The organism is Clostridium sp. Marseille-Q5894 (genome assembly GCF_946902305.1).
GTDB lineage: Bacteria > Bacillota_I > Bacilli_A > Erysipelotrichales > Coprobacillaceae > Thomasclavelia.
On record NZ_CAMPPT010000002.1, the window covers coordinates 77,265 to 91,056 of the forward strand.

The following is a 13,792-nucleotide window of genomic DNA, read 5'->3' on the forward strand; positions in this document are numbered from 1 at the left end:
ACAGGATATAAAATAGTAAAATTAGTTAAAAGAGCATAATAGATGAAAAGTGGTTCTTACTCGAAAATGGGCAACTAAAAATAAGAGATTTCAAAAAATAACGGTTTTTATTAATCGCTTAAGAAATCTCTTTCTAACATAAGAAAAAATTTTCTCGTTTTATGATAAATATAAAAGCTGGGTTATAAAAATGTAAATTTTAAATTATCTATGATTGAGTAAGAGATGATGATAAATTAATTGAGTTAAGATTAAATAGCTTAGGTTTATTAAAAAAACTGTCAATTCTAAATCAACAGTTTATTTGATAAATTATATTTGTTTATTATGATAACCATATGTTATTTTGCATATCAAAAAAAGTTTTTATTAGATTAAGAAAATAAGGAATAAATGCTTCATTTTTGATTATTTCAATAATTTTGTTTTGAGAAGCCCATTTTACTATTTGGATTTCTTTTTTGTAGTTCTAATTGACGTAAATCAATATCTTTAGTAATTAAATAAATATCATCAAAAACCTGAAGAAAATTAGAGAAAAATGAATCTAAGCATCTAATTCTTCAAAAATTTCTTTTAGTTTGTTTCTCCTTTTATAGCACTTTCACCTATGCTAATATTCCATTTTATAATTTCATCAATTATATAAAATTATAAAAGCGTTAATCATAAGATCAACGCTTTTATTGATTAATAGATTCCTTGAGAAATCATTGCTGCTACGACTTTTTCAAATCCTGCAATATTTGCTCCTTTAATTAAATCATAACCTAAACCATATTTTTCAGCTGCAGCTACAGAAGAATTATGAATATCAATCATAATATTATGAAGTTTTTCATCAACTTCTTTAGCTGTCCAGTTATAACGCATAGAGTTTTGAGACATTTCTAATGCAGAAACGGCAACCCCACCAGCATTAGCAGCTTTAGCAGGTCCTAAAGTTCCACCATTAGCTAAGAAATAATGAACACCTTCAGGAGTAGTTGGCATATTAGCTCCTTCAATAATATATTTAACTCCATTAGCGATTAATTGTTTAGCTTCTTCTTCACCAATTTCATTTTGAGTAGCACAAGGGAAAGCCATATCTACTTTTAATCCCCATGGTTTTTCACCTGGATGGAATTCACAACCAAATTTTTCGGCATAATCTTTTAATTTGACATCATTAGATTCACGAATCTTACATAAGAAATCAATTTTTTCATCTGTTGTAATTCCTTCAGGATCATATACATATCCATCACGTCCAGAAATAGATACTACTTTAGCTCCATATTCTCTAGCTTTTAAACAAACTCCCCAAGCTACATTTCCGTATCCTGAACATGCAATAGTCTTACCTTCATAGCTGTCATTAAAATGAGCTAAAACTTCTTTACCATAGTATACAGCTCCAAATCCAGTTGCTTCTGGTCTAATCAAACTTCCCCCATAAGGTAATGGTTTACCAGTTAAAACACCATTTTCATAAGCACCTCTAATACGTTTGTATTGACCATATAAATAACCAATTTCACGAGCACCAGTACCAATATCCCCTGCAGGTACATCAACATCAGGTCCAATATGACGATATAGTTCAGTCATGAAACTTTGGCAGAAACGCATAATTTCGTTATCAGATTTCCCTTGTGGATCAAAATCAGATCCTCCTTTACCACCACCGATAGGTAAAGTAGTTAATGAATTTTTAAAGATTTGTTCAAATCCTAAAAATTTAATAATTCCTAAGTTAACGCTTGGGTGTAATCTTAAACCACCTTTGTATGGTCCGATTGCACTTGAAAATTGAACTCTGTATCCACGGTTAACTTGTACTTGACCATTATCATCCATCCATGGTACTTTAAACATTAAAGTTCGTTCTGGTTCAACTAATCTTTCTAAGATTGCTTGTTTTTCGTATTCTGGATGAGCTTCGATAACTGGTTTTAAGCTCTCTAATACTTCTTCAACTGCTTGAATAAACTCAGGTTGATCAGCATTTTTTTCTTTTACTTGATTTAATACTTTAGTAATGTAATCCATTTGTATATTCCTCCTTGTTACAAATAATATAATACTATTAATCTAATAATAAATAAATTTTTTAAGAAAAATATATTATAAATAAAAATATTTGTTATTTTTATTTAAAAAATACCATATTTATATATTAGAATTCTATGTAAAGAATTAATATTAAAATGATTTATAGAAAGCATAAAAAAAGATATTATCTCAATCAAAAATGCAACATTTTATCCATGTAGTTTAAGATTTGTTGAAGAAAACAACAAATTCATCAAACATTTTATATAGAAGAAACAAAATAGTCAATCATTTTAGAAGAATCGAACTATAATCAAAGTATTTTTAAATTAGTAATTGTTTTTTTGGAAAATGGATTACATGAAATTTAAACAATAGTAAAAAGAATATCTAAAAGTGATAATTTTATCTTTTCATTTGTTAAAAGATATGGTATATTGTATACAATGAGAGGTGTTTAATATGAATATAAAAGCAAACTTACAATTACATCACCATCATTGGATTGCCTAGGGTTTTATCGACTAATGATACAACCCATTTTGTGTTAAATATTAATTGGGTGTATCTAATGACAATATTACTTTAGCGAGTCATTAGTAAATGACTCGTTTTTTTATAACTAAAGGGGGAAATAAAATGGAAGAATTTAAGTATTTAATACCAGAAGAAAGTATTGATGCAATTATTACTAATGTATCGGAATTAAGAAAAATCGAAAATAGTTTGCGAAATATCTTTGCTAAAAATCATTATAGCGAAGTATTGATGCCATCTTTTGAATATGTAGATCTATATACTCAATTAGATTGTGGTTTTGAACAAGAAAAGATGTTCCAATATATTAATCATGAAGGTAAAAATGTGGCCATGCGCTGTGATTTTACGATTCCACTAGCACGTTTTTATTCAACGAATAATTATGATGAAAAAGAAGCACGTTATTGTTATTTTGGAAAAGTTTATCGTAAAGAAACGATGCATAAAGGACGTTCTAGTGAGTTTTTTCAAGGTGGAGTTGAATTGATCAATAAACCGGGGCTTGCTGGAGATAAGGAATGTTTAAGTATGATTCAGGAATCTTTACCACATTTAGGATTAAAAAATATTTTAGTAGAAATCGGTTCGGCTCAGTTTTTCAATCGTTTATGTACGCTTGTTGGCAATAGAGCAGCAGAATTAACAGAAATATTAAAATTTAGAGATATTAGTAGAATGAAAAGATTTGTTGCTGATAATGATTTTGATCAAGACTTAAATGCTTTATTATTAAAACTTCCAACAGCGTTTGGGGATATTAAATTATTAGATACAGCAATTGAAAGCATTAATGATCAAGTAATGTTGAAGGCATTAGAACAGTTAAAAGAGCTATATAATTCATTAGATAATCAAGAAAGTATTATTTTTGATTTAGGGATGGTTCCAACGATGAAATATTATACAGGTTTAATGATAAAAGGATATAGCGATAAAAGCGCTCAGCCAATTATTTCAGGGGGAAGATATGATGATTTATTGCCAAGATTTAATAAAGATGTTGGAGCGATTGGTTTTTGTTATCATATGAATCATATTTTAAAAGCACTTGATAAACAGGGGGAAGATGATAATGATTAAAATAGCGATTACTAAAGGGAGAATTGAAAAACAAGTTTGTAAATTATTGGAAAAAGCGGGCTTTGATATGGAACCAATTTTTAATAAAGATCGTGAGCTGCTGATTGCAACTAAAGACGGTATTGAGATGATTTTTGGTAAAGCTAATGATGTAGTTACTTTTTTAGAACATGGAATTGTTGATGTAGGTTTTGTTGGTAAAGATACGCTTGATGATGTTGATTTTGAAGATTATTACGAATTATTAGATCTAAATATTGGTAAGTGTTATTTTGCCGTAGCAGCATATCCTGAATATCGTAATAAGAAGTTTGTACGTAGAAAGAAGATTGCCAGTAAATATACGAAAGTTGCTAAAAGCTACTTTGCAAAAAAGCAGGAAGATGTGGAAATTATTAAATTAGAAGGTTCTGTTGAATTAGGACCAGTGACGGGAATTAGTGATGCGATCGTTGATATTGTAGAAACGGGTTCAACTTTGAAAGCTAACGGTTTGGAAGTGATTGAAAAAATCAGTGATATTTCAACGAGATTGATTGTTAATAAAGTAAGTTTTAAATTTAAAAAGGATGAAATTATGAATTTAGTTACTAAATTAGAAACAGTTACGGAGGATAAAAAATGTTAAAGATAATTGATTATAAAGGTAATTTAGAAGCAGTAGCCGCTAAGTTAGATAGCCGTAAAGAAAGTGTTAATAAAGAAGTAAATGATATCGTATTAAAAATTATCGAAGATATTAATATGCGTGGTGATGAAGCATTATATGAATATTGTTTAAAATTTGATGGTTATAAAATTACAGATGAAAATGATTTAATCGTAAGTGAGGCTGAAAAAGAAGAAGCTTTAAAACAAATAGACGCTAATTATATGCGGATCTTAGAGCGAACGAAAAATCAAATCATTGAATTTCATAAAAATCAAATTGATAAATCATGGTCTTTATATAAAGATAATGGAGTAATTATGGGACAGATGGTTCGTCCAATTGAAAGAGTAGCTTTATATGTGCCAGGGGGAACAGCCAGCTATCCTTCAACTGTATTAATGAATGCCTTACCAGCTAAACTAGCCGGGGTTAAAGATCTAGTAATTATTACACCGGTTAAAGAAGATGGCAAAGTAAATCCAATAATTGTTGCAGCAGCTAAAGTCAGTGGTGTTGATACGATTTACAAATTTGGCGGAGCTCAGGGGGTCGTAGCGATTGCTCATGGAACGCAGACAATAAAAAAAGTTGATAAGATCGTTGGTCCAGGAAATATTTTTGTCGCAACTGCTAAGAAGTTAAGTTATGGTTTAGTTGATATTGATATGGTAGCGGGACCTAGTGAAGTTTTAGTTATTGCTGATGAAAACGCTAATCCTAAATATATTGCTGCCGATTTAATGAGTCAGGCAGAACATGATAAATTAGCTAGTGCCTTGCTTGTTACCACAAGCAGAGAGTTAGTAGCTAAGGTAAATGATGAATTAAAACGACAAATTACATATTTATCAAGAAAAGAGATCATTGAAGAATCATTGACTAATTATGGTGGTGCTATTATCGTTAATAACCTAGATGAGGCCTTTACAGTTTCTAATTATTTAGCACCAGAGCATTTAGAAGTCTTAGTTGCTGATCCGATTAATACACTACCAAAGATAAAAAATGCTGGTTCGATCTTTTTAGGTGAATATTCACCAGAACCGTTAGGGGACTATATGAGTGGAACTAATCACGTTTTACCAACGGGAGGAACCGCTAAATTCTATTCGGCTCTTGGGGTATATGATTTTGTTAAATATTCATCTTATAGCTATTATCCTAAAAATGTTTTAGGTGATTTTAAAGATGATGTTATTGAATTTGCTAAAAGCGAGGGATTAGACGGACATGCTAATTCAATTGCAGTAAGATTTGAGGAGGAATAGTTGTGCGAATTGGTAAAATAGAGCGAGAAACAAAGGAAACAAAAATTTTAGTTCAGTTAGATTTAGATGGTGAAGGTAAAAGTGAAATAAATACCGGAATTGGCTTTTTTGATCATATGTTAACATTATTAGCTTTTCATGGTAACTTTGACTTGATCGTGAAATGTGATGGTGATCTTGAGGTAGATACCCATCATACAATTGAAGATCTAGGAATTGCTTTAGGAACCTGTTTAAAAGAAGCGTTAGGTGATAAATTAGGAATTACTCGTTATGGGGCTTTTACGATTCCTATGGATGAAACACTTGTGACAACTAATCTGGATATTAGTGGTCGACCATTTCTCGTTTTTAATGTAAATCTAACTTGTGAAAGAGTTGGTACTTTTGAAACAGAGATGGCAGAAGAGTTTTTTAGAGCTTTTGCTTTTAATTCATTGATTACTTTACATATTAATGAACATTATGGTATCAATAATCATCATATTATTGAAGCTGTATTTAAAAGCCTAGGTCGCGCTTTAAAACAAGCTGTTAGTATTGATGAAAATAATAAAAATAAAGTAGTCTCATCAAAAGGAGTACTGTAAGGAGGAATATTAATGGTAGTTATCATTGATTATAATATTGGTAATTTAAGCAGTGTTACCTCAGCTTTAAAAAGAATTGGTGTTGAAGCAATCGTTTCGCGTGATAAAGAGATCATTAAAGAAGCAAAAGCAATCGTTTTACCTGGGGTTGGTACTTTTCCTGTAGCCATGAATAATTTAAAGAAATATGATTTGATTGATGTGTTAAATGAATGTAAGGATAAAGGAACACCAATATTAGGAATTTGTTTAGGAATGCAGATATTGTTCGAAAAAGGTTATGAAGTAGAGGAAACTAAAGGATTAGGTTTTTTAAATGGTGAAGTAGAATTTATGGATATTGATGAAAAAGTTCCTCACATGGGCTGGAATCAATTACATTTTAATCAAGAACACCTGATCTTAAAGAATATTCATGAAAATGATGATGTTTATTTTGTTCATTCATATATGGCAAAATGTCCCGATGAACAGTTGATCGCATATAGTGATTATGGTGATACAAAAGTAACGGCTCTGGTGGCTAAAGATAATGTTATTGGCTGCCAGTTTCATCCGGAAAAAAGCGGTACTGTAGGGAAACAAATATTATTAGCGTTTAAGGAGATGATCGAATGTTAATTATTCCAGCAATAGATTTAAAAGATGGCCAAGCAGTAAGACTGTTTAAAGGGGATTATCAACAAAAAACAGTTTACAGCAATAAACCTGAAGATTTAGCTAAAGCATTTGAAAAGATGGGTGCAAAATTGCTTCATGTTGTTGATCTAGATGGGGCTAAAGATGGTAAATGTGTTAATCTTGAAACAATTAGAAAAATAAAACAAAATACCTCAATGCAAGTAGAACTTGGCGGGGGAATCAGAAATATGGAAACAGTTGCTTTATATTTAGATGAGGTAGGGATCGATCGCGTAATTTTAGGAACAGCAGCTATCAATGATCCTGATTTTCTTAAAAGAGCATTGGCTGTATATGGACCAGATAAAATTGTTGTTGGAGTTGATGTTAAAAGCGGTTATGTTTCAACTTCAGGCTGGTTAGAAACGAGCAATGTGCCATATTTAGATTTTATTAAAGAATTAGAAAAATTAGGTGTTAAATATATCGTTGCAACTGATATTAGTAAAGATGGAACTTTACAAGGACCGAATTTTGAAATGTATGAAATGATTGCGAAAACTTCAACGATTAATTTTGTTGTTTCAGGCGGAATCAAAGATGTTCAAAATATTAAAGATGCAGCTAGTAAAAATTATTATGCCTGCATTGTTGGTAAAGCTTATTACGAAGGTAAAGTTGATTTAAAGGAGGTTATTTCATGCTTACAAAACGAATAATTCCTTGTTTAGATATTAAAAATGGTAAGGTAGTAAAAGGAATCAATTTTGTGGGATTAAAAGATGTTGGCGATCCCATCGAATTAGCTAAACGTTATGATGAACAGTGTGCTGATGAAGTCGTGTTTTTGGATATTACAGCAAGTTATGAACAGCGCGATATTATCAAAGACTTGATTGAACGTGGCGCAAGTGAGTTATCAATTCCTTTAGCAGTTGGTGGCGGAATCAGGAGTCTTGAAGATTTTAGAACGATTTTAGCTTGTGGTGCTGATAAAGTATCAGTTAATTCAGCGGCTATCGCTGATCCTAATTTAATTAAAGAGGCTGCTGATGAATTTGGGGTTCAGTGCGTGGTCGTGGCTATTGATGCTAAAAAACGAGATAATGGCGGTTATGATGTCTATGTCAAAGGGGGCCGTGAAAATACGGGAATTGATTTAATTGAATGGGTAACTAAATGTGAAAAGTTAGGAGCTGGAGAAATTCTTTTAACTTCAATGGACGCTGATGGAACTAAAGCTGGTTATGATATTGATATGATCAATGCTGTATGTGATGCTGTCGATATTCCTGTTATTGCTAGTGGCGGTTGCGGTAGTATTCAAGATATTGTTGATGTTTTTAAAAAGACTAACTGTGATGCAGCATTAGTGGCTTCACTGTTCCATTTTGGTGAAGCTACAGTCGAAGATGTTCGCGTTGAATTAAGAAAACATGGTATAAACGTAAGGAGAGCAATGTAATGAAACCAGATTTTAAAAAGATGGCGTTAATTCCTGCGATTGTTCAGGATTATAAAACGAATGAAGTATTGATGTTAGCTTATGTTAATGAAGAGGCATATCAAAGGATGCTGGAAACGAAGCAGACTTGTTTCTATTCTCGTAGTCGTAATGAGTTATGGCATAAAGGGGAGACTTCAGGACATTTTCAAAATATTAAAGGAATGTATTTAGATTGTGATCTTGATACATTATTGATCTATGTTGAACAGATTGGAGCTGCTTGTCATACTGGGGCATATTCTTGCTTTTTTAACGAAATAATGCCGTATGATAATACTAATATTTTTAGAAGCTTAGAAACCTTGATAGAAGACCGTAAATTAAATCCGGTTGAAAAATCTTATACTAATTATTTATTAGATCAAGGTGTTGATAAGATTTGTAAAAAAGTTGGTGAGGAAGCTAGTGAAACGATCATTGCTGCCAAAAATACAAATAAAGATGAATTAGTAGGAGAAATTAGTGATTTGTTTTATCATGTTTTTGTATTAATGAACAATCAGGGTGTTAGTCTTGATGATATTGAAAACAAGTTAAAAGCACGTCATAAAATTACGGGAAACAAAAAGGATTTTCATACTAGAGGTGATTATTGATCCCTCTTTTTCTATAATATTTAAAAATAAAGGAGAATTTTATGAGAGCAATTGATTATCATATGCATACCTGCTTTTCTGGGGATAGTGAAGCAGATCCTAGAGAGCATGTAAAACAGGCTATTTTAATGGGGTTAGATGAAATTTGTTTTACTGATCATCGAGATTTTGATTATCCTATTGATTCTTTTGATTTAGATGTTGAAAAATATTATCAAACGATCATGGCTTTAAAAGAAGAGTTTAAAGATGAAATTAAAATAAAATGGGGTATTGAAATTGGTTTAGATATGAATTATCAAAAAGAGATCAACGAGTTGATCAATCGTTATCCTTTTGATTTCGTGATCGGTTCAATTCATGTTATTGATCATACTGAATTTTATTACGGTGATTTTTTTAATGGATTATCAAAAGAACAGGCGCATCGTTATTTTTTTGAAGAAACGTTGAGGTGTGTTAAGAATTTTGATTGTTTTAACGTTTTAGGACATTTAGATTATATTATGCGTTATGGTCCCTATGGAAATAAAATGATCGATCATGATAAATATCAAGATCTTATTGATGAGATATTTAAAACGTTAATAGCAAAAAATAAAGGAATCGAGGTAAATACATCAGGTTATGCTTTATTAAAAACGTGTGGATTTCCTAATTTTGAACAAGTTAAGCGTTATTATGATTTAGGTGGACGAATTATTACGATCGGAACTGATAGTCATACAAGTGATCGCGTTGGTGAACATGTTGAAGATGTTAAAATAAATTTAGAAAAAATTGGGTTTAAAGATGTAACTACTTTTACTAATAGAAAATGTGATTAAAATGTTGGAAAGAACTATTTATATTTTTTTGGATGTTGATGGTGTTTTAAATAATCATCAAGCTCGAAAGAAATATCGGGGTCGTGAGATGAGAATAATTTGTGATGATAACTTGTTACAATTTGTTGAGCTGATAAATAAAATTGAAGATAAGTATTTAATTGTGTTAACTTCTACCTGGCGTTATTCTATTGATAGTATAAATATCTTAAAAAAAGCATTTAATAAGTATAATTTAAAATTATCTAATTGTTTAGATATTGCACAATCTAAAACGCGAGGAAAAATAATTATGGAATATTGTCAACAAAGAAATATTTTATATGATGATATTATAATTATTGATGATAGTGATATTGTTGAACTACCAGAGCGGTTAATTAAGTGTGATTATAACTGCGGTTTAACAAATAATGAAGTAAAAAAAGCTTTAATGCTTTTATCTTCTAAATAATGGTTTTGATTGTCGATTTGCATAATATTTTTTGTTTAGAAATATTTTAAATAATTAATAATTATCTGGTTGTTTATGATATAATGGGTAGTATACATTTGGAGGTATAGATATGGAATTATATAGTAAAGAATTATTAAAAAAGTTAAAAGATACAATTAGTGATGATGGTTATTATATGCCAAAAATATTATTTAATAGTAATAAATATGTAAATATTCGTTTAGAAACAAAGCTTGCTTATGTAGCTTTGTTGGATACTTTATTAAAAAAACCTGTTTTTAATCAAAGTAATTTGGCTTTATTGAAAGCTGATAATCCTGTAATAGGGAAGACATTAGCTATTTTGGCTAATAAAGAAGTTGATCAGGAAAAGGTTAATAAGTATTTAAATGAATTAAGTGAAGCTAATTTAATTGAAATTAATAAACAAGATATTTATATATATCATTTAGATTAAAATGTTTAAAATTTTAGCAAAAAAGTTCATTAAGAACTATACAGATTATAAAAGTTCCAAAGTAAGAGAGCAATATGGAACGCTTTGTTCGATTATTTCGATTGGATGCAATATTGTTTTAGTTATCTTTAAACTTACAATGGGAGTTATTACAAATAGTATTGCGATCCAGGCAGATGGATTGAACAATTTATCTGATGTTGGTAGTAATTTAGCTTCATTATTTGGCTTTAAATTAGCTAATAAGCATCCTGATTCGGAACATCCTTATGGTCATGGACGAATGGAATATGTTGCTGGTTTAATTATTGCTTTTTTAATTTTATTAGTTGGTTTTCAGGCTTTAAAAGATTCAATTTTAAAAATAATTGCCCCTCAAAAAGTAACTTTTACAGTAGTTGCAGTAATTATTTTGGTTGTTTCGATTTTAATTAAACTTTGGATGGCATCATTTAATCGTTATGCTTCAAAAAAGATAAATTCAGCAACATTATTAGCAGCTAGTCAGGATAGTTTAAATGATGTATTAGCAACTACGGCAACTTTATGTTCCTTGATTTTATCTTTATATACAGATTTACCTGTTGATGGAATAATGGGAACGATTGTTTCTATTATTGTGTTAAAAGCAGGAATTGAAATATTTAAAGATACTGTAAATCCGTTATTAGGCATGGCACCAGATAAGGAACTGATCAAAGATATTGAACAGTATATTTTATCATTTCCTGAAGCTTTAGGAATTCACGATTTGATGATGCATGATTATGGTCCAGGTAGAAGATTTTTATCATTACATGTTGAAGTTGATCGTAATGATGATATTATGGCAGCTCACGATGCTATCGATATTATTGAAAGAGCAGTTTTGGATAAATATCATATTCTAACGACGATTCATATGGATCCTGTTGATTTCAATGATACTTTAACTAATGAATTAAGAAAAAAGGTTATAAAAATAGTTAAAGAAATTAATAATGAATATAGTATTCATGACTTTCGAATTGTTTCAGGAACAACGCATACTAATTTGATTTTTGATGTCTTGATCCCTTCAAATGATCAAATAGAGCATAAGATTTTAAAAGAACAGATAAATAGAAAAATTAAAGCTATTGATTCAAGCTACTATACAATAATTCAGATCGAACATAGTTATGTATAAGAAAAGACTTAAAATTATAAAAATAATTTTAAGTCTTTATTAATTATGCTCTAAATATTACTTCTTCTTTTTCATACATCATCTTAGCACCGATCATTGAAACTATTACATAAACAACAGACCAGCCAATCGTCATATATAGATGAGTATAATTTAATTGATTAAAGATAATTTCTTTAATAACAATAACTACATTTAAAATTGGAATATTCATCATCGCAGTAGAAACAGAACTTGGTTCCATGTACATTGTAACTACTGAAAGAAGCACGGGAATCAAAGTTACTGGAGTCAAATAAGTGTTTGCTTCTTTTAATGAACGAGCATAAGTTGATACTAAAAGCATTACTGCGGAAATAAAAACTACGTATAAAACAGCCAATAAAATAATCAACAGCATGCTTTGAATTGATAAATCGATCGTAATAGCCATAGTATCACTCATTCCAAATTTAAATGCAAGGAGTAAACCAACAGCAGATAAAATAGATGTAATAGTTCCAAATGTTGCGGTAACGAGCAGTTTACCAATCAAAATAGAACTTCTTGAGATGCTAGTTGAAAGTAATGGTTCTAAAGTACCACGTTCCTTTTCACCGGCACCTAAGTCTGTAGCAATCGGAACGATCCCAGAACCAGAATAGCCGATGATCATCATGGGAATCAACATTCCTAACATCATTAATGATAGGCTGTCAACATCATCATCTTTAGCATGTTCATTGTAAGTAAAGGGTTGAAGAATATTACTAGAGAGATTGTTGGCTTCTAAATATGAAGCTAAATAACTGTTTTGATAACTGCTAAAGATATTTTGAACGGTACTAATAGCAGTTAAAGCACGTTGTGAAGTAGTATCGTAATACAGATCAACTTCAGGAGTCGTACCTTCAATTAGCGATTTATTAATATTTTTAGCTATGATATAAGCAGTAATTTTACCATCATAAGCATCATTAATAGGATCATTACTATCTAATAATTCATAAATACCGGCTTCTTTGAAAATTGCTGTAATTTCAGGATCATTTGTATCTAAAACAATTTTATATTTATTATCTTCACTAGGAGTTGCCATGTCGCTGACTGATGAAAAGATAAAAGTAAATAGTAATGGCATAATAATAATAGGAATAACAAATGTCATTAATAATGTTTTACGATCCCTTAAAATATCTTTAAACTCTTTTTTTACGATCGTCATGATATTATTCATTGCTTTCACCTCCAATACATTCGATAAATAGTTCTTCAAGATTATCTTTTTGATAATCTTTTTTTAATTGATCGATTGTACCACTAGCAACGATCTTACCTTTATGGATAATAATAATACGATCACAAAGTTTCTCTGTTTCATACATATTATGACTAGAAAAAACGATAGCTTTATTTTCCTTTTTACATTTTAAAATAAAATCATGAATAAGTTTACTAGACATAACATCAAGTCCTGTAGTTGGTTCATCAAACAACATGACATCGGGATGATGAATAATGCTGCGTGCTAATGAAACTTTTTGTTTCATGCCGCGACTGTATTTACCAACAGGGCGATCTATATAATCAACCATTTCTAAATCGCGGGATATCTGATCAACGGCATTTGCAGCTTCTTCATCACTCATTCCATTTAATTTAGCAAAATAGGTCATGTTTTCTCTTCCGGTTAAACGATCATATAGAGCTACGTCACCACCAAATAGAATCCCAATTTTTTCTCTGATTTTATTTGGATTGTCAATTATGTTGTCTTCATCAATAAACGCATTTCCGCTAGTAGGTTTAAGCATCGTAGCAATCATCCGTAAAGTTGTTGTTTTCCCAGCGCCATTTTCCCCAAGCAGACCAATAATTTCTCCTTGATCAACTTCAAAAGAAACATTTTCAACAGCGTTAATTTTTTTAAATGTTTTAGTTAAATTCTCAACTTTTAACATTCTATTTCCTCCCTTTTAATAAGCAATACAATGATTTAAATTAAAGAAAAGC

15 protein-coding genes are annotated in these 13,792 nt (G+C 30.4%); 12 read left to right on the forward strand and 3 right to left on the reverse strand.

Annotation, left to right across the window (positions count from 1 at the left end):
• Positions 1 to 690 precede the first annotated feature (690 nt).
• Positions 691 to 2,034: an NADP-specific glutamate dehydrogenase gene (gdhA, locus tag OC535_RS03040; protein WP_024722078.1), complete on the reverse strand. Its 1,344-nt coding sequence runs from the start codon at positions 2,032 to 2,034 to the stop codon at positions 691 to 693.
• 642 nt (positions 2,035 to 2,676) lie between these two features.
• Between gdhA and OC535_RS03045 the strand changes: the two genes are divergently transcribed.
• From OC535_RS03045 to OC535_RS03100, 12 genes are all read left to right on the forward strand, one after another.
• Positions 2,677 to 3,657, forward strand: a complete 981-nt coding sequence (locus OC535_RS03045; protein ID WP_498823112.1) for an ATP phosphoribosyltransferase regulatory subunit — start codon at positions 2,677 to 2,679, stop codon at positions 3,655 to 3,657.
• Positions 3,644 to 4,285 (forward strand): ATP phosphoribosyltransferase, encoded by a 642-nt coding sequence (gene hisG / locus OC535_RS03050; protein ID WP_227053439.1) that lies wholly within the window; start codon positions 3,644 to 3,646, stop codon positions 4,283 to 4,285. Before OC535_RS03045 ends, hisG begins: the two co-directional genes overlap by 14 nt.
• On the forward strand, positions 4,279 to 5,577 hold the full coding sequence (gene hisD, locus OC535_RS03055) for a histidinol dehydrogenase (RefSeq protein ID WP_027089303.1): 1,299 nt from the start codon (positions 4,279 to 4,281) through the stop codon (positions 5,575 to 5,577). Before hisG ends, hisD begins: the two co-directional genes overlap by 7 nt.
• Complete coding sequence (hisB, locus tag OC535_RS03060) at positions 5,574 to 6,167, forward strand: imidazoleglycerol-phosphate dehydratase HisB (RefSeq protein ID WP_498823374.1); 594 nt, start codon at positions 5,574 to 5,576, stop codon at positions 6,165 to 6,167. The genes hisD and hisB overlap by 4 nt, the downstream gene beginning before the upstream one ends.
• 12 nt (positions 6,168 to 6,179) lie before the next feature.
• Complete coding sequence (gene hisH, locus OC535_RS03065) at positions 6,180 to 6,788, forward strand: imidazole glycerol phosphate synthase subunit HisH (protein WP_024722076.1); 609 nt, start codon at positions 6,180 to 6,182, stop codon at positions 6,786 to 6,788.
• Entirely contained in the window at positions 6,782 to 7,507 is a 726-nt protein-coding gene (hisA, locus tag OC535_RS03070; protein WP_024722075.1) for a 1-(5-phosphoribosyl)-5-[(5-phosphoribosylamino)methylideneamino]imidazole-4-carboxamide isomerase, read from the forward strand. Before hisH ends, hisA begins: the two co-directional genes overlap by 7 nt.
• The gene (gene hisF, locus OC535_RS03075; protein ID WP_227053438.1) at positions 7,489 to 8,253 is read left to right on the forward strand and encodes an imidazole glycerol phosphate synthase subunit HisF; all 765 of its coding nucleotides are present in this window, start codon (positions 7,489 to 7,491) and stop codon (positions 8,251 to 8,253) included. The genes hisA and hisF overlap by 19 nt, the downstream gene beginning before the upstream one ends.
• Positions 8,253 to 8,891 carry a bifunctional phosphoribosyl-AMP cyclohydrolase/phosphoribosyl-ATP diphosphatase HisIE gene (gene hisIE, locus OC535_RS03080; protein ID WP_498823113.1) on the forward strand — a complete coding sequence of 213 codons (639 nt, stop codon included), beginning with the start codon at positions 8,253 to 8,255 and terminating at the stop codon, positions 8,889 to 8,891. The genes hisF and hisIE overlap by 1 nt, the downstream gene beginning before the upstream one ends.
• 41 nt (positions 8,892 to 8,932) lie before the next feature.
• Positions 8,933 to 9,718: a histidinol-phosphatase HisJ family protein gene (locus tag OC535_RS03085; protein ID WP_227053436.1), complete on the forward strand. Its 786-nt coding sequence runs from the start codon at positions 8,933 to 8,935 to the stop codon at positions 9,716 to 9,718.
• Position 9,719: 1 nt separating this feature from the next.
• Complete coding sequence (locus OC535_RS03090) at positions 9,720 to 10,172, forward strand: HAD domain-containing protein (protein WP_498823114.1); 453 nt, start codon at positions 9,720 to 9,722, stop codon at positions 10,170 to 10,172.
• A 112-nt stretch (positions 10,173 to 10,284) separates the two neighbouring features.
• Positions 10,285 to 10,632 (forward strand): hypothetical protein, encoded by a 348-nt coding sequence (locus tag OC535_RS03095; protein WP_024722068.1) that lies wholly within the window; start codon positions 10,285 to 10,287, stop codon positions 10,630 to 10,632.
• Position 10,633: 1 nt separating this feature from the next.
• Positions 10,634 to 11,800 carry a cation diffusion facilitator family transporter gene (locus tag OC535_RS03100; RefSeq protein ID WP_227053433.1) on the forward strand — a complete coding sequence of 389 codons (1,167 nt, stop codon included), beginning with the start codon at positions 10,634 to 10,636 and terminating at the stop codon, positions 11,798 to 11,800.
• A gap of 43 nt (positions 11,801 to 11,843) precedes the next feature.
• On the opposite strand, the gene OC535_RS03105 is transcribed toward OC535_RS03100, so the two are convergent.
• Both OC535_RS03105 and OC535_RS03110 read right to left on the reverse strand, forming a co-directional pair.
• The gene (locus OC535_RS03105) at positions 11,844 to 13,016 is read right to left on the reverse strand and encodes an ABC transporter permease (protein WP_227053432.1); all 1,173 of its coding nucleotides are present in this window, start codon (positions 13,014 to 13,016) and stop codon (positions 11,844 to 11,846) included.
• On the reverse strand, positions 13,009 to 13,740 hold the full coding sequence (locus OC535_RS03110; RefSeq protein WP_227053431.1) for an ABC transporter ATP-binding protein: 732 nt from the start codon (positions 13,738 to 13,740) through the stop codon (positions 13,009 to 13,011). The genes OC535_RS03105 and OC535_RS03110 overlap by 8 nt, the downstream gene beginning before the upstream one ends.
• Between the last annotated feature and the right edge of the window lie 52 nt (positions 13,741 to 13,792).

What these genes read in the sequence shown, in the direction of transcription:
- hisG (WP_227053439.1), top strand. Translation starts at nt 3,644, where the DNA reads ATGATAATGATTAAAATAGCGATTACTAAAGGGAGAATTGAAAAACAA.
- hisIE (WP_498823113.1), top strand. Translation starts at nt 8,253, where the DNA reads ATGAAACCAGATTTTAAAAAGATGGCGTTAATTCCTGCGATTGTTCAG.
- OC535_RS03090 (WP_498823114.1), top strand. Translation starts at nt 9,720, where the DNA reads ATGTTGGAAAGAACTATTTATATTTTTTTGGATGTTGATGGTGTTTTA.
- OC535_RS03105 (WP_227053432.1), bottom strand. Translation starts at nt 13,016, where the DNA reads ATGAATAATATCATGACGATCGTAAAAAAAGAGTTTAAAGATATTTTA.
- hisH (WP_024722076.1), top strand. Translation starts at nt 6,180, where the DNA reads ATGGTAGTTATCATTGATTATAATATTGGTAATTTAAGCAGTGTTACC.
- OC535_RS03095 (WP_024722068.1), top strand. Translation starts at nt 10,285, where the DNA reads ATGGAATTATATAGTAAAGAATTATTAAAAAAGTTAAAAGATACAATT.
- gdhA (WP_024722078.1), bottom strand. Translation starts at nt 2,034, where the DNA reads ATGGATTACATTACTAAAGTATTAAATCAAGTAAAAGAAAAAAATGCT.
- hisF (WP_227053438.1), top strand. Translation starts at nt 7,489, where the DNA reads ATGCTTACAAAACGAATAATTCCTTGTTTAGATATTAAAAATGGTAAG.
- hisA (WP_024722075.1), top strand. Translation starts at nt 6,782, where the DNA reads ATGTTAATTATTCCAGCAATAGATTTAAAAGATGGCCAAGCAGTAAGA.
- OC535_RS03110 (WP_227053431.1), bottom strand. Translation starts at nt 13,740, where the DNA reads ATGTTAAAAGTTGAGAATTTAACTAAAACATTTAAAAAAATTAACGCT.
- OC535_RS03100 (WP_227053433.1), top strand. Translation starts at nt 10,634, where the DNA reads ATGTTTAAAATTTTAGCAAAAAAGTTCATTAAGAACTATACAGATTAT.
- hisD (WP_027089303.1), top strand. Translation starts at nt 4,279, where the DNA reads ATGTTAAAGATAATTGATTATAAAGGTAATTTAGAAGCAGTAGCCGCT.
- OC535_RS03045 (WP_498823112.1), top strand. Translation starts at nt 2,677, where the DNA reads ATGGAAGAATTTAAGTATTTAATACCAGAAGAAAGTATTGATGCAATT.
- OC535_RS03085 (WP_227053436.1), top strand. Translation starts at nt 8,933, where the DNA reads ATGAGAGCAATTGATTATCATATGCATACCTGCTTTTCTGGGGATAGT.